The organism is Clostridioides sp. ES-W-0016-02 (assembly GCF_020641035.1).
GTDB lineage: Bacteria > Bacillota > Clostridia > Peptostreptococcales > Peptostreptococcaceae > Clostridioides.
Genome location: NZ_CP061361.1, coordinates 17,501 through 35,405, shown reverse-complemented (window position 1 = coordinate 35,405; position 17,905 = coordinate 17,501). Strand labels below are relative to the sequence as shown.

Annotated in this window: 9 protein-coding genes, 2 tRNA genes, 6 rRNA genes, 1 other RNA gene and 1 other annotated feature (1 of these 19 only partly in view); of the genes, 1 reads left to right on the top strand and 17 read right to left on the bottom strand. The window is 37.7% G+C overall.

Annotation, left to right across the window (positions count from 1 at the left end; all coding sequences use genetic code 11):
- Window positions 1-3: 3 nt before the first annotated feature.
- From rrf (IC758_RS00170) to IC758_RS00160, 3 genes are all read right to left on the bottom strand, one after another.
- Window positions 4-120 (bottom strand): 5S ribosomal RNA (rrf, locus tag IC758_RS00170).
- 183 nt (window positions 121-303) lie between these two features.
- Window positions 304-3,202 (bottom strand): 23S ribosomal RNA (locus IC758_RS00165).
- A 221-nt stretch (window positions 3,203-3,423) separates the two neighbouring features.
- Window positions 3,424-4,926, bottom strand: a 16S ribosomal RNA gene (locus IC758_RS00160).
- Together the 16S, 23S and 5S rRNA genes form the textbook arrangement of a ribosomal RNA operon.
- 493 nt (window positions 4,927-5,419) lie before the next feature.
- Here IC758_RS00160 and IC758_RS00155 point away from each other — a divergent pair.
- Window positions 5,420-6,625, top strand: a complete 1,206-nt coding sequence (locus tag IC758_RS00155; RefSeq protein ID WP_227437604.1) for an MGDG synthase family glycosyltransferase — start codon at window positions 5,420-5,422, stop codon at window positions 6,623-6,625.
- 64 nt (window positions 6,626-6,689) lie between these two features.
- Here the strand turns inward: IC758_RS00155 and IC758_RS00150 are convergent, their stop codons facing one another.
- The 14 genes from IC758_RS00150 to IC758_RS00085 all read right to left on the bottom strand — a co-directional run.
- Window positions 6,690-6,911 (bottom strand): hypothetical protein, encoded by a 222-nt coding sequence (locus tag IC758_RS00150; RefSeq protein WP_227437601.1) that lies wholly within the window; start codon window positions 6,909-6,911, stop codon window positions 6,690-6,692.
- A 141-nt stretch (window positions 6,912-7,052) separates the two neighbouring features.
- Window positions 7,053-7,652 (bottom strand): recombination mediator RecR, encoded by a 600-nt coding sequence (gene recR / locus IC758_RS00145; RefSeq protein WP_227437599.1) that lies wholly within the window; start codon window positions 7,650-7,652, stop codon window positions 7,053-7,055.
- Between the two features lie 12 nt (window positions 7,653-7,664).
- Window positions 7,665-8,015, bottom strand: a complete 351-nt coding sequence (locus IC758_RS00140; protein WP_227437598.1) for a YbaB/EbfC family nucleoid-associated protein — start codon at window positions 8,013-8,015, stop codon at window positions 7,665-7,667.
- A 58-nt stretch (window positions 8,016-8,073) separates the two neighbouring features.
- Window positions 8,074-9,711 carry a DNA polymerase III subunit gamma/tau gene (dnaX, locus tag IC758_RS00135; protein WP_227860683.1) on the bottom strand — a complete coding sequence of 546 codons (1,638 nt, stop codon included), beginning with the start codon at window positions 9,709-9,711 and terminating at the stop codon, window positions 8,074-8,076.
- Between the two features lie 76 nt (window positions 9,712-9,787).
- An RNA gene (gene ffs / locus IC758_RS00130) (signal recognition particle sRNA large type) lies at window positions 9,788-10,052 on the bottom strand.
- 41 nt (window positions 10,053-10,093) lie between these two features.
- Window positions 10,094-10,185 (bottom strand) — tRNA-Ser (locus IC758_RS00125).
- Window positions 10,186-10,641, bottom strand: a complete 456-nt coding sequence (locus IC758_RS00120) for a nucleoside deaminase (RefSeq protein WP_227437594.1) — start codon at window positions 10,639-10,641, stop codon at window positions 10,186-10,188.
- Between the two features lie 319 nt (window positions 10,642-10,960).
- Entirely contained in the window at window positions 10,961-12,232 is a 1,272-nt protein-coding gene (serS, locus tag IC758_RS00115) for a serine--tRNA ligase (RefSeq protein WP_227483911.1), read from the bottom strand.
- Between the two features lie 126 nt (window positions 12,233-12,358).
- Window positions 12,359-12,564: a binding site (T-box leader), on the bottom strand.
- 126 nt (window positions 12,565-12,690) lie between these two features.
- Window positions 12,691-13,572, bottom strand: a complete 882-nt coding sequence (locus IC758_RS00110; protein ID WP_227437590.1) for a mechanosensitive ion channel family protein — start codon at window positions 13,570-13,572, stop codon at window positions 12,691-12,693.
- Between the two features lie 11 nt (window positions 13,573-13,583).
- Window positions 13,584-14,093, bottom strand: coding sequence for a transcription repressor NadR (locus IC758_RS00105; protein WP_227825475.1), 510 nt, complete (start codon window positions 14,091-14,093; stop codon window positions 13,584-13,586).
- Between the two features lie 131 nt (window positions 14,094-14,224).
- A 5S ribosomal RNA gene (gene rrf / locus IC758_RS00100) occupies window positions 14,225-14,341 on the bottom strand.
- Between the two features lie 115 nt (window positions 14,342-14,456).
- Window positions 14,457-17,355, bottom strand: a 23S ribosomal RNA gene (locus IC758_RS00095).
- A 312-nt stretch (window positions 17,356-17,667) separates the two neighbouring features.
- A tRNA-Ala gene (locus tag IC758_RS00090) sits at window positions 17,668-17,743 on the bottom strand.
- 55 nt (window positions 17,744-17,798) lie between these two features.
- Window positions 17,799-17,905 (bottom strand): 16S ribosomal RNA (locus IC758_RS00085) (it continues 1,396 nt past the right edge of the window).

Sequence of the window (17,905 nt, the reverse complement as noted above, 5' to 3'; positions counted from 1 at the left end):
TTTACGTGGCTATGTCCTACTCTCCCAGGCAGTTTCCCACCAAGTACCATCAGCGCTAAAGAGCTTAACTTCTGTGTTCGGAATGGGAACAGGTGTATCCTCTTTGCTATTATAACCACATATTGCCTATTTATAAGACAAGTATTATATTAACATCTTTATTTTTAAATGTCAATACTTTTAAAGTACTAAATAATAATAGTTTTTTATTAAATATCTTCTATTAATTGAAGTTAGTACTTTACATAGAGTTAACACTCTAAAAACTACATATATATTTTAATCAATGAACATCAAATAATATTGGTCAAGTCCTCGACCTATTAGTATCGATAAGCTAAATACATTGCTGCACTTACACCTTCGACCTATCAACCAGATAGTCTTTCTGGGGTCTTACCCTTGCGGTGGGAAATCTTATCTTGAAGTTGGCTTCGCGCTTAGATGCTTTCAGCGCTTATCCATTCCGTACATAGCTACCCAGCCATGCCCTTGGCAGAACAACTGGTACACCAGAGGTACGTCCATCCCGGTCCTCTCGTACTAAGGACAGGTCTCCTCAAATTTCCTACGCCTGCGACGGATAGGGACCGAACTGTCTCACGACGTTCTGAACCCAGCTCGCGTACCACTTTAATGGGCGAACAGCCCAACCCTTGGGACCTACTACAGCCCCAGGATGTGATGAGCCGACATCGAGGTGCCAAACCTCCCCGTCGATGTGGACTCTTGGGGGAGATAAGCCTGTTATCCCCAGGGTAGCTTTTATCCGTTGAGCGATGGCCCTTCCACGCAGAACCACCGGATCACTAAGTCCGATTTTCATCCTTGCTCGACCTGTATGTCTTGCAATCAAGCTCTCTTTTGCCTTTACACTCTACGTACGATTTCCGACCGTACTGAGAGAACCTTTGAGCGCCTCCGTTACCTTTTGGGAGGCGACCGCCCCAGTCAAACTGCCCACCTGACAGTGTCCCAAGACCAGATTCATGGCCTATGGTTAGAGTCCCAGTACTACAAGGGTGGTATCCCAAGGATGGCTCCGCCAAAACTGGCGTCCTGGTTTCAAAGCCTCCCACCTATCCTGTACATGTAGTACCAAGACCCAATGTCAAGCTACAGTAAAGCTCCATGGGGTCTTTCCGTCCTGTCGCAGGTATCCGGCATCTTCACCGGAATTACAATTTCACCGAGTCTGTTGTTGAGACAGTGCCCAAATCGTTACGCCTTTCGTGCGGGTCGGAACTTACCCGACAAGGAATTTCGCTACCTTAGGACCGTTATAGTTACGGCCGCCGTTTACTGGGGCTTAAGTTCACTGCTTCGATTACTCTAACAGATCCCCTTAACCTTCCAGCACCGGGCAGGCGTCAGCTCCTATACATCGTCTTGCGACTTAGCAGAAACCTATGTTTTTGGTAAACAGTCGCTTGGGCCTATTCTCTGCGGCCACCGTATGGTGGCACCCCTTATCCCTAAGTTACGGGGTCATTTTGCCGAGTTCCTTAACAACAGTTCTCTCGCGGGCCTTAGGATACTCTCCTCACCCACCTGTGTCGGTTTGCGGTACGGGTACCTTTAACCTCGATAGAGACTTTTCTTGACAGTGTGAAATCAGCTACTTCGCTACTAAATTTCGCTCCCCATCACATCCCAGCATTATCAAAGCGGATTTACCTACTCTGACTGCCTCAATGCTTGGGCACACATAACCAACAGTGTGCTTAGCTTATCCTACTGTGTCATCCCATCTCTCAAACGGTTATCGGTAGTACAGGAATATCAACCTGTTGTCCATCACCTACGCCTTTCGGCCTCAGCTTAGGTCCCGACTAACCCAGGGCGGACGAACCTTCCCCTGGAAACCTTGGGTTTACGGCCTGTGGGATTCTCACCCACATCTCGCTACTCATGCCAACATTCTCACTCCCATACTGTCCACATGTCCTTACGGTCATGCTTCAACCCGTATGGGAAGCTCCCCTACCCATCATTACTGATGCCGTAGCTTCGGTAGTAAGTTTTAGCCCCGGAAATCTTCGGCGCAGGATCACTCGACCAGTGAGCTATTACGCACTCTTTGAATGAGTGGCTGCTTCTAAGCCAACATCCTGGTTGTCTGTGCAATCCCACATCCTTTACCACTTAACTTACATTTAGGGACCTTAGCTGACGATCTGGGCTGTTGCCCTTTCGACTATGAATCTTATCACCCACAGTCTGACTCCCAAGTATAAGATGACGGCATTCGGAGTTTGATAGTCTTCGGTAGGTGCAATACCCCCTAGGACATTCAGTGCTCTACCTCCGTATCTCTCACCTTGAGGCTAGCCCTAAAGCTATTTCGGGGAGAACCAGCTATCTCCGGGCTCGATTGGAATTTCACCGCTACCCACAAGTCATCCCCGAGCTTTTCAACGCTCGTGGGTTCGGACCTCCACGAAATTTTACTTTCGCTTCATCCTGCTCATGGGTAGGTCGCCCGGTTTCGGGTCTACGTCAAGTAACTGAACGCTCAGTTAAAACTCGCTTTCGCTACGGCTCCACACCTTAAGTGCTTAACCTTGCTACTTAACGTAACTCGTTGGCCCGTTCTACAAAAAGTACGCGGTCACACAAGAAATGTGCTTCCACAGCTTGTAAGTGCAGGGTTTCAGGTTCTATTTCACTCCCCTCCCGGGGTTCTTTTCACCTTTCCCTCACGGTACTATACGCTATCGGTCACTAGGTAGTATTTAGCCTTGGAGGGTGGTCCCTCCTGCTTCCCACAGGGTTTCACGTGTCCCGTGGTACTCTGGATCATATCTGAAGTTTTCTCGTTTGACATACAGGACTATTACCTTCTGTGGTGGGTCTTTCCAAACCTCTTCAATTACGATACCTCTTCGTTTAAGATATGTCCGCAACCCCAATAAAGAAAACTTTATTGGTTTGGGCTATTCCGCGTTCGCTCGCCGCTACTTACGGAATCGAATTTCTTTCTCTTCCTTCAGGTACTTAGATGTTTCAGTTCCCTGAGTTCCCCTCATTAAGCTATGTATTCACTTAATGATACTTAGACATTACTCTAAGTGAGTTTCCTCATTCGGAAATCTTCGGATCAAAGTTTACGTGCAACTCCCCGAAGCTTATCGCAGCTTATCGCGTCCTTCATCGGCTCCTAGTGCCAAGGCATCCGCCCTGCACCCTTAATAACTTGACCAGTTAAAAAGGTTTGATAGATTAGAAGCTATCAACTTCGATAATTTTTAAAAGTTATCAGCTTTATATATTACAAATTAGATGTCATATCACTAAATATATATATGCAGTTTTCAAAGTGCTAAAGCACGTCGCCAACGAATAAATTCTGTTGCTCAAAGTGCTAATTGAGTATTCGTAAAAACGAACCCTCAAAATTAAACAGTAGGCAATTCTCCTTAGAAAGGAGGTGATCCAGCCGCACCTTCCGATACGGCTACCTTGTTACGACTTCACCCCAGTTATTGATTCCACCTTCGACGACTTCTTCCAAAAGGTTAGATAATCGGCTTCGGGCGTCTCCAACTCCCGTGGTGTGACGGGCGGTGTGTACAAGACCCGGGAACGCATTCACCGCAGCATTCTGATCTGCGATTACTAGTAACTCCAGCTTCATGTAGGCGAGTTTCAGCCTACAATCCGAACTGAGAGTAGCTTTAAGGGATTAGCTCCACCTTACGGCTTGGCAACCCTCTGTACTACCCATTGTAGCACGTGTGTAGCCCTAAGCATAAGGGGCATGATGATTTGACGTCATCCCCACCTTCCTCCAGGTTATCCCTGGCAGTCTCTCTAGAGTGCCCAACTTAATGATGGCAACTAAAGACAAGGGTTGCGCTCGTTGCGGGACTTAACCCAACATCTCACGACACGAGCTGACGACAACCATGCACCACCTGTCACCAATGTCCCCGAAGGGAACTCTCCGATTAAGGAGATGTCATTGGGATGTCAAGCTTAGGTAAGGTTCTTCGCGTTGCTTCGAATTAAACCACATGCTCCGCTACTTGTGCGGGTCCCCGTCAATTCCTTTGAGTTTCACTCTTGCGAGCGTACTTCCCAGGCGGAGTACTTAATGCGTTAGCTGCGGCACCGAGGGGGGTAACCCCCGACACCTAGTACTCATCGTTTACAGCGTGGACTACCAGGGTATCTAATCCTGTTTGCTCCCCACGCTTTCGTGCCTCAGCGTCAGTTACAGTCCAGAGAGCCGCCTTCGCAACTGGTGTTCCTCCTAATATCTACGCATTTCACCGCTACACTAGGAATTCCACTCTCCTCTCCTGCACTCAAGTCTCCCAGTTTCAAGAGCTTACTACGGTTGAGCCGTAGCCTTTCACTCCTGACTTGAAAGACCGCCTACGCACCCTTTACGCCCAGTAAATCCGGATAACGCTAGCCCCCTACGTATTACCGCGGCTGCTGGCACGTAGTTAGCCGGGGCTTCCTCCTCAAGTACCGTCATTATCTTCCTTGAGGACAGAGTTTTACGACCCGAAGGCCTTCATCACTCACGCGGCGTTGCTGCATCAGGCTTTCGCCCATTGTGCAATATTCCCCACTGCTGCCTCCCGTAGGAGTTTGGACCGTGTCTCAGTTCCAATGTGGCCGATCACCCTCTCAGGTCGGCTACTGATCGTCGCCTTGGTAAGCCGTTACCTTACCAACTAGCTAATCAGACGCGGGTCCATCCTGTACTGGCTCACCTTTGATATTTAAGAGATGCCTCTCAAATATGTTATCCCGTATTAGCATACCTTTCGGTATGTTATCCGTGTGTACAGGGTAGGTTACCCACGCGTTACTCACCCGTCCGCCGCTCTTTACCGAAGTAAATCGCTCAACTTGCATGTGTTAGGCACGCCGCCAGCGTTCATCCTGAGCCAGGATCAAACTCTCAAATAAAAGTTTATCAGGCTCAGATACTATTGTTATCTAAATATCTGGCTTTATGGTTTGTTTCTTGTTTTTATAAATTAACCTACTGTTTAATTTTCAAAGTTCATTTTTCATGTCTGCCCTTTTCTTAAGGACAAGTAATACTATATCAGCTTTATTTATCTAAGTCAATATAATTTTTTATTTTTTTTAAGATTTTTAATTTTTCTATGTTTTATCAGCTTAACTCTCAGAAATTAATAATAAACAAAAGTCCCTATTTCATAGGACTAATATATATTTTATGCCCAATTTTCCTTTTTATTCTATATTTAAATTTTTTATTTGTAGCAATACACATTTTTTTAAAATTAATTTACATTTCTTTCACTTGTAATTTTTGTAATCTTGTATTAGATTATTATTAAAAAATGATTTATCAATAATTTGATTGAGAACGACATTTTTACACATCAAAATATTATATAAATACTATGCTACATTTTAGGAGGATTTTATTATGAGCAAGAAAGTATTAATCATGTCTGCTTCTACAGGTGGTGGACATAATAGAGCGGCTCTAGCTATTAAAGAAGAACTTACATCCAAAACAATTGATGGAGAGCCAGTTGAGTGCGAAATAATAGATAGTTTGAAATTAGTCAATAACATAATGGATAAAATAATTTCAAGAGGATATGAAAAATCCGCCATATATACACCCAAAGCATATGGAAGTGTATATAGATTATCTGAAACAAACCTTTTATCGAAAAATGAATTTAAAGATAATCTAATCATTACATTTATGGCAAAAAAATTTAAAAAACTCATTAAAAACACTAAGCCAGATTTAATTATAGGTACACATCCTTTTCCAATGATTGCTCTAAGTACATTGAAAAAAAATTTTAACTTACATAATAATGAAATAAATGCTTCTACTGATCATTTTTATAAGCATCATACAAGTACTATTAATGTTCCTCCACTTATTTCTGTACTAACTGATTATACTACTCATTCCACATGGATACAAAATGAGATTGACTACTATATTGTTGGTCATGAGTATGTAAAGGAATTATTAGTATTTGATGGAGTCGAGCCTAGCAAAATTAGAACATTTGGAATCCCTGTTGAAAAATCATTCCACTCTCATAGAGATAAAAAAATTGTTCTTTCTGAACTAAATTTATCTCCTGATAAATTAACTGTTTTACTTATGGGTGGCAGTTTTGGAGCTGGGAATATAAAAGAAACTCTTGATGAGTTATTAGATACAGATAGAGATTTTCAGATACTTGTAATAACTGGTAGAAATGAAAGTTTAAAAGAGAAAATTGAAAAAAAACTTGTATCTCGTTATCATGACAAAAATGTATGTGTACTTGGATACACTAATAAAATGAATGATATTTTAGCTTCTATCGATGTTTTAGTCAGTAAGCCTGGTGGACTTACTACAACTGAAGCACTATTAAAAGATGTACCCATGATAGTTCCATATTATATCCCTGGACAAGAAGAAGAAAATCTTGATTTCTTATCCAATTGTGGTGCAGCACTTAGAACTACAAAGAAATATAATTTATCAATATTATTAAAAGTTTTAATAGATGACTCTAGTAGGCTAGAAATGTTAAAGAAAAATATAAAATCTATAAGAAAATCAAATTCAGCCCAAAACATAGCTAATTTAGTATTAAGTATAATTTCTGATTAATAAAATAAATAAAATCCCTATAGTATACCTATTAGGGATTTTTTATCTTCTAATTATTTAATTGCTAGATTGGTTCATAAAAATCTTCTTCATAATCATACTGATAGTTTTTATAGTTATTTCTGAATTCAGTATTTTTATTTTTTGGAGTTTTCTTAGTTTTTTTCTTGTTAGAAAAACTTATCTCCTCAAAATCATCATATTTAGGCTTGTCTTTTGATTTCATTTTTTTAATTCTTTTTTCTTTCATTGCATTATGTTCTTCTAAGTTCATAATTGGTTTCATGTTGCACCCCTATCAAAATTTTTAAATGATTTATACAACAAATTATACAATACAGAAGAGATTTATTCAATAAATCTAAATCAAAATTAATCTGAATTTAACTCCAAAAAATTACAAAAATCGAGGTAGTAACCTCGATTTTTATATTTCTCTTCTGCCTTCCAATGCTTTCGATATTGTAACTTCATCTGCATATTCTAAATCGCCTCCAACAGGAAGACCATGAGCTATCCTAGTAACTTTGATTCCCATTGGCTTTACTAATCTTGCAATATACATAGCTGTAGCTTCTCCTTCAATAGTAGGATTTGTAGCCATTATTATTTCTCTTACATCTTGATTACCAAGCCTTTGTATAAGCTCTTTTATTTTTAGCATATCTGGTCCAATACCATCCATTGGAGAAATAACCCCATTTAATACATGATATTGCCCTTTAAACTCTCTTATTCTCTCCATAGCTGCAACATCTCTCGGATCTTCTACCACACATATAGTACTAGAATCCCTATTCTTATTTGAACACATACTACATGGGTCTGTATCTGTTATATTGCAACAAATTGAACAATACTTTATCTCTCTTTTTGCGTCTATAATTGCCTTAGATAAAGCCTCCACATCATTAGTATTCATATTAATAATATGAAAAGCCAACCTTTGAGCAGTCTTTCTTCCAACTCCTGGAAGCTTTGAAAATTCTTCTATTAGTCTCGTTATCGGACCTGTATAAACTTGCATAAATATCACCTACTAGAATAACCCTGGTATATTCATACCTCCAGTTACCTTACTCATTTGATTTGCTTGTATATCATCAATATTTCTCAATGCTTGATTTACTGCACTTAAAACTAAATCCTGTAACATTTCTATATCGTCTGGATCAACAACTTCTGGTTTAATAGTTATATCTAAAACTTCTTTTTTACCATTAACTTTTACAGTAACTGCTCCTCCACCAACTGAAGCTTCTACTTCTTTATTTTCTAACTCTTGTTGAGCTTTTTGCATGTTTTCTTGCATCTTTTGAGCCTGTTTTAATAAATTATTCATATTTCCACCACCAGGCATCATTCCGCCTCCAAAACCTTTTTTAGCCATAAACACTATTCCTCCTAAACTTATTTTCATTTTATTATTATATCATAATAGTATTTTATTATTTACTTTCATTTTCATCAATACTATCTTTTATTTCTAGTATATCTTCGTTTACTATGTTCTTTAGTATCTCTTCACCAATGTCTTTTTTTTCTTTAACTTCAAGATTTATATCTTTGACTTCTGATGACAATACTATTTTTACACTAAAGCTTCTATTTAAAACTTCTCTTATAGTCTTCTCTAGATAATTTATTGTATCTGGGGAGCTTAATCTAGTTTTTGCAAAATCAAATTTATCATCAAATATTACATATAACATGTTAGAATATACATTAAAACTTTTTACCTCACTTAAAAGAGCGTATATTGGCATTTTTTTATCTTTTTTAATTTGTTTAAGTATATTTTTCCATGATGATTCTATAAGTAGAATATCTTCATTTTTTACCTCTTCATAAACTATACTTTCTTTTTTTGAATCTATTTCTCTATTATCCTCATATTCCTTTTCTTTACCACTATCATTATTTGTAATTTTAAAGCTACCCATTTCAATCATTTTTTCCAAATTCTCAACCCTTTTAATAAGAGCTTCTTTACTTTCATCAAACATTGGCTGAGCAATCTTCATTATAGTTATTTCTACTAAGACTCTTGGATTTGAAGATGATTTTATATCATCTTGAGTTGTTGACAGTATATTTAAAATTCTTATTAAATCATTCATATCTATGTCCTCAGATTGAGATTTAAGTTGCTCTATAGTTTCTTCTGGTAATGAGATTATTTCATCTAATTCTGATGATACTTTGCAAACCATTAAATTTCTAAAATGGTCTATTAAATCATTTATAAGGTTTCTTATATCTTTACCCCATAAAACAAATTCATTTAATATTTCAAGAGATTTTTTAGTATCCTGTGCTACAATACATTGAGACAACTCAAATAATTGTTCTATATTCACGCTTCCCATCAACTCAACAACATCTTTATAGTCTACTGTATTTTCTCCAAATGATATACACTGGTCTAATATGCTAAGAGCATCTCTAAGTGCTCCTTGAGAGTTTCTAGATATCAGATTAAGAGCTTTTTCATCTATGTCAATTCCTTCATCTTCACAAATTTTTTTCATCCTAAGAGTCATATCTTTAACAGTAACTCTTTTAAAATCGTATCTTTGGCAACGTGATAAAATAGTTGCAGGTATCTTATGAGGTTCCGTAGTAGCTAATATAAAGATTACATATGAGGGAGGTTCTTCTAATGTCTTTAACAATGCATTAAAAGCTCCTTGAGACAACATATGAACCTCATCTATTATATATACTTTATATTTAGCATTAGCTGGAGAATATTTTACACTTTCTCTAAGCTCTCTTATATCATCTACACTATTATTTGATGCTGCATCTATTTCTACAACATCCATTGTATTATCTTTTAATATTGATTCACATATTTCACACTCATTACAAGGTTCTTCATTCAATTTATTTAAACAATTTACCGCTCTTGAAAAAATTTTTGCAGTAGATGTCTTTCCAGTACCTCTTGTACCACAAAACAAATAGGCATGTCCTATATTATCATTGTATATTTGATTTTTTAAAGTCTTAATAATATGTTCTTGACCAACAACATCATCAAATCTTTGTGGCCTATATGCTCTATATAATGCTTTATGCATCTTTTTACCTCTCTTTAGTAAAATTAATAAAAAAATCCCTCATTATCTAAGGGATTAGTCTTTTATATATTAAATGCTGTACACCATCTATCGACTTAATTCCATAGGCGTTACCAAAACAGTTAGCTCAACTTAGGCACCCCCGCGGCACACAAAAGTGATCACTTACCGCTGCTTCCTTCCGGATCTGACGGGGTTCATGAGCTTTCATTGCGCAGGACCTAAGCATCAACACCACTTATTCAGGGCGGCCCTACAAAAAATAAGCCTTTAGATGGAATTCAATCCTGCTATAGCGGATTGCAGGTTACAGGGCACCGCTACCTCCCCATCTAGTACAGCAAAATTACAACCATATTTAATTACTTTTATTTATTGTTTCTGGCGGAGAGAGTGGGATTTGAACCCACGATACAGTTTTACCCATATACTCGCTTTCCAGGCGAGCGCCTTCGACCACTCGACCATCTCTCCTTAATCTCTTTTTCTTAATGCCTTAAAAAATTCTTGCAATATGATCGAGCATTCTTCTTGCAAAACATCAAAAGCCACTTTTACATTATTATTATCAAAATAATCTAATTTAAACTCATGCTGTTTCTCTATATATGAATTTTTTATATGTCTTGTCCCTATTATAAGCTTTTTTATTCTAGAATTAACTATTGCACCACTACACATTATACAAGGCTCTAGTGTAACATACAAATCACAATCTGTCAATCTCCATCCACCTAATTTTTCTGATGCTTGCTTTATCGCTAAAATTTCTGCATGAGCTGTAGAATCTTTCAATGTTTCTGTAAGGTTATGAGCCCTTGCTATTATCTGATTATCTTTAACTATAACAGCACCTATTGGTGTTTCTCTCTTATTATATGCTTTATATGCTTCTTTTAATGCTTCTTTCATATAAAATGAACTTTCCATAATTCCTCCCAAAACTTATAACAAACTTATCTTATCATAATTCATTTTATAATTCAACTTAATTTTATTTTGTTTATTTAATATATTGCTATACATAGCTACATTTAATTTAAATTAACCTAAAAAAAATTTTTCAACGTCTAATTAAATGTTGATTTATGAAAATATTTAGCTTTTTATGATGAATATTCTATTATATATATTAACATAAAAAAGTTATGAAATTATTAAATCTCATAACTTTTTCTAATTTACTATTTACTTACAGTATATTTTTAATCTTAAAATATATTATCACTTATATAATATTAATACATAATTATTTTATAACATCAACACCCATATAAGGTCTTAATTCTTCTGGAACCACTACAGAGCCATCTGCTTGTTGATAATTTTCTAATATAGCAGCTAAACATCTTCCTATAGCCAATCCAGAACCATTTAATGTATGAACATATTCTGCTTTTGATTTTTTATCCCTTTTAAATCTTATTCCCGCTCTTCTTGCTTGGAAATCTTCAAAGTTTGAACAAGAAGATATTTCTACATATCTATTATAACTTGGCATCCAAACTTCTAAATCATATTTAAAAGCAGCTGTAAATCCTAAGTCTCCTGTACATATTCTTACAACTCTATATGGAAGACCTAACATTTGTAACATAGTTTCAGCATCATGAGTTAATGATTCTAATTCCTTATAAGAATCCTCTGGTTTAACAAATTTAACTAATTCAACTTTATTGAATTGATGCTGTCTAACTAAACCTCTTGTGTCTCTTCCTGCTGAACCAGCTTCAGATCTAAAGCAAGGAGTATATGCACAATATTTTATTGGAAGTTCTGCAACATCTAATATCTCATTAGCATGTATATTTGTCACAGGTACTTCAGCTGTTGGTATTAAGAAATACTCTAGCCCTTCTATTTTAAACATATCTTCCTCAAATTTAGGAAGTTGACCAGTGCCTATAAAACTATTTCTATTAGCCATAAATGGAGGTAAAACTTCTGTATATCCATGTTTAGCTGTATGAGTATTTAAGAAGAAATTCATTAAAGATCTTTCTAATCTAGCACCTAATCCTCTATATAAAGTAAATCTTGAACCAGTTATTTTTCCAGCTGTTTCAAAGTCTAATATCCCTAAACCAGTTCCTATATCCCAGTGAGCTTTATGTTCAAAATCAAATTTTGTAGGTTCTCCCCAAGTTCTTACTTGAACATTATCTTCATCTGTTTCACCTTGTGGCACATCTGGATGAGGTACATTTGGAATTCTCATCAATGCATATTCCATTTTTCCTTCAACTTCTTTTACTTTCTCATCAATACCTTTTATCTTGTCTGATAATTCTTTTAATCTTGCTTTTTCCTCTTCTACATCTTTTCCTTCTTTTATTAATTGTGGTATCTTTTTAGAGTTTACATTTAATTCATTTTTCATAACTTCAACTTCTTGAAGTATCTCTCTTCTTTTATTATCTAATTCCACTACAGCATCAAGGTCGAATTCTTTTTCGCCTCTTATTTCCATAGCTTTTTTAATATCATCTAAATTTTCTCTTATTCTTTTAATATCTAACATATTAATTCCTCCTAATAATTTTTATAATATAAATTAATAATTCCAATTTAAATTAAAACATTTTTAACTGCAAATTCTTAGTTTAAACAAATTTTGAAAATAAAAAAAGACCTCCGTTTACCCTATAAAAGGGACGAAAATCTTTTATCCGCGTTGCCACCCTAATTGATTATACCCATATGTACAATCCTCTCAGACCTGTAACGTAGGTAAACGTCTAGCTTTAACTAGAAGCTCTAGAGTAGATTCAAAAACCATTGTAATGAGTTCTCACCATCCACTCATTCTCTGAATACAACCTGTTTTTTACTATTTTCTTTCAATGCTTTTAACTAATTGTTTTATTTGATAATCATTATATTATATATATTAACATCTTTCAATACTATTATTCAATTTTTTTTAGAATTTTCTTTAATTTGTTATCTTGAATTTGATTTTTTTGTTTAATTAAAATATTATCTTTTATCTAAAGAATTTAAATTACTTGTGTTATTAAACAATAATGAAGCAGGAATAAATGGAACTTCTATTTTATTTTCATCAAATTTCTTTTTAACTTTTTCCATTATATCAAAGTATACATCCCAGTAATCATCAGTTTTAACCCAAGGCCTAGCAACTATTTGCATAGTATTATTACCTATAGAGTTTAACCCTATGATTGGCTTTGGATCATCTAGTATCCTTTTTTCATTTGTAAAAATTTCATTTAATATAGATTTAACCATATCTATATCGCTGTCATAAGAAATATTATACGAAAAATCTATTCTTCTTTTATTTTGATGTGTGTAATTAATTATATTATTACTTGTCAATTGAAAATTTGGTATTATTATAGTTTTATTATCTGGAGTTTTAAGAACAGTGCTAAATATTTGTATATCAGAAACTGTACCTTCCACACCTGACCCTTGAATATAATCACCTATATTGAATGGCTTAAAAAACAAAATAATCATGCCTGAACCTAGGTTTGATAATATTTCTTTAAATGCTAATCCTATACTAAATCCAGCTGCTCCTAAGACCGCTACAACTGATGTAGTTTGTATTCCTATAATACCTAAACTTATCAGTGATATGATGGATAGCATTGATATATATATACCATATACAATAAAATTATTTACACCTTTACTCATTCCATATTTAATTAGAAATTTAGAAACCATCTTTCTTACTATCTTAGCTATATAAATACCTATTATAAATATTGTTATTGCATATATAATATTTGGTATATTATCACTGAAATTATTAAGCATATTTTCTAAAGTTCTCTTCGTTATATTACTATTTGTTGAAGTAGTCTTAGCCAATGACAAAAAATTCATTTAACTCCTCCTTATGATAATATTCCACTGTCATCTAGTTTTTTTATTATATCTTCAATAGTTTTTTCTTTGAGTGCTTCAATTGTATGAATATGACTACATTCTGTTAAAACTGATAATTGTTTAAACTCATTTGTTTCAACTTTTATCATAAAATCATCTATATCCATTTTAGAATAAATATTAAGTTCCGCAGTTATTTGACCATATGTCGGATGATTTACAATAACATCTTTTACAATTCCACCCAAATCTACAATAATTCTTAGTTCTTCATAAATTTCTTGGGGATTTCTATGATTTTTACATTTTATTTGTCTGGAAAAATATGGTTGATTATATATTATATATCCTTGAGGTGTCGCTATTATTTCAAAACCTTTAGCTCTTATAAGCGCTATATCTTGTACTATTACTTGTCTGCTTACATTTAATAGCTCTGCTAGCACTCCACCTTTTACAGGATGCTTGGATTCCTTTAAAATATCTATTAATTTGTTTCTTCTTTCATTAGAATTCATATCATACCTTCTTTCTAAATCAAAACTTTTTGTCTATATTATATAATTCTATATTTTATCTTAGTATAAATCAATACAGAGTTTATATTCTGTTTAATTTTAGATTTTATAGCAAACAATAAAAAAAGACTACGTGGCTACGTCCTACTCTCCCAGGCAGTTTCCCACCAAGTACCATCAGCGCTAGAGAGCTTAACTTCTGTGTTCGGAATGGGAACAGGTGTATCCTCTCTGCTATTGTAACCACATAATCTCTATGCTTAATATTACTATTAAGTTATTGAAACTAGTAAAACTAGATTCTTTAGAGTTAACACTCTAAAAACTACATATATATTTTAATCAATGAACATCAAATAAATATTGGTCAAGTCCTCGACCTATTAGTATCGATAAGCTAAATACATTGCTGCACTTACACCTTCGACCTATCAACCAGATAGTCTTTCTGGGGTCTTACCCTTGCGGTGGGAAATCTTATCTTGAAGTTGGCTTCGCGCTTAGATGCTTTCAGCGCTTATCCATTCCGTACATAGCTACCCAGCCATGCCCTTGGCAGAACAACTGGTACACCAGAGGTACGTCCATCCCGGTCCTCTCGTACTAAGGACAGGTCTCCTCAAATTTCCTACGCCTGCGACGGATAGGGACCGAACTGTCTCACGACGTTCTGAACCCAGCTCGCGTACCACTTTAATGGGCGAACAGCCCAACCCTTGGGACCTACTACAGCCCCAGGATGTGATGAGCCGACATCGAGGTGCCAAACCTCCCCGTCGATGTGGACTCTTGGGGGAGATAAGCCTGTTATCCCCAGGGTAGCTTTTATCCGTTGAGCGATGGCCCTTCCACGCAGAACCACCGGATCACTAAGTCCGATTTTCATCCTTGCTCGACCTGTATGTCTTGCAATCAAGCTCTCTTTTGCCTTTACACTCTACGTACGATTTCCGACCGTACTGAGAGAACCTTTGAGCGCCTCCGTTACCTTTTGGGAGGCGACCGCCCCAGTCAAACTGCCCACCTGACAGTGTCCCAAGACCAGATTCATGGCCTATGGTTAGAGTCCCAGTACTACAAGGGTGGTATCCCAAGGATGGCTCCGCCAAAACTGGCGTCCTGGTTTCAAAGCCTCCCACCTATCCTGTACATGTAGTACCAAGACCCAATGTCAAGCTACAGTAAAGCTCCATGGGGTCTTTCCGTCCTGTCGCAGGTATCCGGCATCTTCACCGGAATTACAATTTCACCGAGTCTGTTGTTGAGACAGTGCCCAAATCGTTACGCCTTTCGTGCGGGTCGGAACTTACCCGACAAGGAATTTCGCTACCTTAGGACCGTTATAGTTACGGCCGCCGTTTACTGGGGCTTAAGTTCACTGCTTCGATTACTCTAACAGATCCCCTTAACCTTCCAGCACCGGGCAGGCGTCAGCTCCTATACATCGTCTTGCGACTTAGCAGAAACCTATGTTTTTGGTAAACAGTCGCTTGGGCCTATTCTCTGCGGCCACCGTATGGTGGCACCCCTTATCCCTAAGTTACGGGGTCATTTTGCCGAGTTCCTTAACAACAGTTCTCTCGCGGGCCTTAGGATACTCTCCTCACCCACCTGTGTCGGTTTGCGGTACGGGTACCTTTAACCTCGATAGAGACTTTTCTTGACAGTGTGAAATCAGCTACTTCGCTACTAAATTTCGCTCCCCATCACATCCCAGCATTATCAAAGCGGATTTACCTACTCTGACTGCCTCAATGCTTGGGCACACATAACCAACAGTGTGCTTAGCTTATCCTACTGTGTCATCCCATCTCTCAAACGGTTATCGGTAGTACAGGAATATCAACCTGTTGTCCATCACCTACGCCTTTCGGCCTCAGCTTAGGTCCCGACTAACCCAGGGCGGACGAACCTTCCCCTGGAAACCTTGGGTTTACGGCCTGTGGGATTCTCACCCACATCTCGCTACTCATGCCAACATTCTCACTCCCATACTGTCCACATGTCCTTACGGTCATGCTTCAACCCGTATGGGAAGCTCCCCTACCCATCATTACTGATGCCGTAGCTTCGGTAGTAAGTTTTAGCCCCGGAAATCTTCGGCGCAGGATCACTCGACCAGTGAGCTATTACGCACTCTTTGAATGAGTGGCTGCTTCTAAGCCAACATCCTGGTTGTCTGTGCAATCCCACATCCTTTACCACTTAACTTACATTTAGGGACCTTAGCTGACGATCTGGGCTGTTGCCCTTTCGACTATGAATCTTATCACCCACAGTCTGACTCCCAAGTATAAGATGACGGCATTCGGAGTTTGATAGTCTTCGGTAGGTGCAATACCCCCTAGGACATTCAGTGCTCTACCTCCGTATCTCTCACCTTGAGGCTAGCCCTAAAGCTATTTCGGGGAGAACCAGCTATCTCCGGGCTCGATTGGAATTTCACCGCTACCCACAAGTCATCCCCGAGCTTTTCAACGCTCGTGGGTTCGGACCTCCACGAAATTTTACTTTCGCTTCATCCTGCTCATGGGTAGGTCGCCCGGTTTCGGGTCTACGTCAAGTAACTGAACGCTCAGTTAAAACTCGCTTTCGCTACGGCTCCACACCTTAAGTGCTTAACCTTGCTACTTAACGTAACTCGTTGGCCCGTTCTACAAAAAGTACGCGGTCACACAAGAAATGTGCTTCCACAGCTTGTAAGTGCAGGGTTTCAGGTTCTATTTCACTCCCCTCCCGGGGTTCTTTTCACCTTTCCCTCACGGTACTATACGCTATCGGTCACTAGGTAGTATTTAGCCTTGGAGGGTGGTCCCTCCTGCTTCCCACAGGGTTTCACGTGTCCCGTGGTACTCTGGATCATATCTGAAGTTTTCTCGTTTGACATACAGGACTATTACCTTCTGTGGTGGGTCTTTCCAAACCTCTTCAATTACGATACCTCTTCGTTTAAGATATGTCCGCAACCCCAATAAAGAAAACTTTATTGGTTTGGGCTATTCCGCGTTCGCTCGCCGCTACTTACGGAATCGAATTTCTTTCTCTTCCTTCAGGTACTTAGATGTTTCAGTTCCCTGAGTTCCCCTCATTAAACTATGTATTCACTTAATGATACTTAGACATTACTCTAAGTGAGTTTCCTCATTCGGAAATCTTCGGATCAAAGTTTACGTGCAACTCCCCGAAGCTTATCGCAGCTTATCACGTCCTTCATCGGCTCCTAGTGCCAAGGCATCCGCCCTGCACCCTTAATAACTTGACCAGTTAAAAAGGTTTGATAGATTAGAAGCTATCAACTTCGATAATTTTTAAAAGTTATCAGCTTTATATATTACAAATTAGATGTCATATCACTAAATATATATATGCAGTTTTCAAAGTGCTAACGCACAGCGCCAACGAATAAATTCCGTTGCTTAAAGTGCTAACGCACGTCGCCAACAAACAAACTTCACATGTGTTCAGTTTATTCTGTTGCTTAAAGTGCTAACGCACATAGCTTGTCTAAAGATAAGCTAGAAGTGCATGTAAGAGGCTACTAGATAAATCAAAGATTTAAGTAATATACTCTTAATGGTGGAGATGAGGAGAGTCGAACTCCTGACCCCTTGCTTGCAAGGCAAGTGCTCTCCCAACTGAGCTACACCCCCAAATATGAAGTTCATAAAGAACTTTCAAAATTAAACAGTAGGCAATTCTCCTTAGAAAGGAGGTGATCCAGCCGCACCTTCCGATACGGCTACCTTGTTACGACTTCACCCCAGTTATTGATTCCACCTTCGACGACTTCTTCCAAAAGGTTAGATAATCGG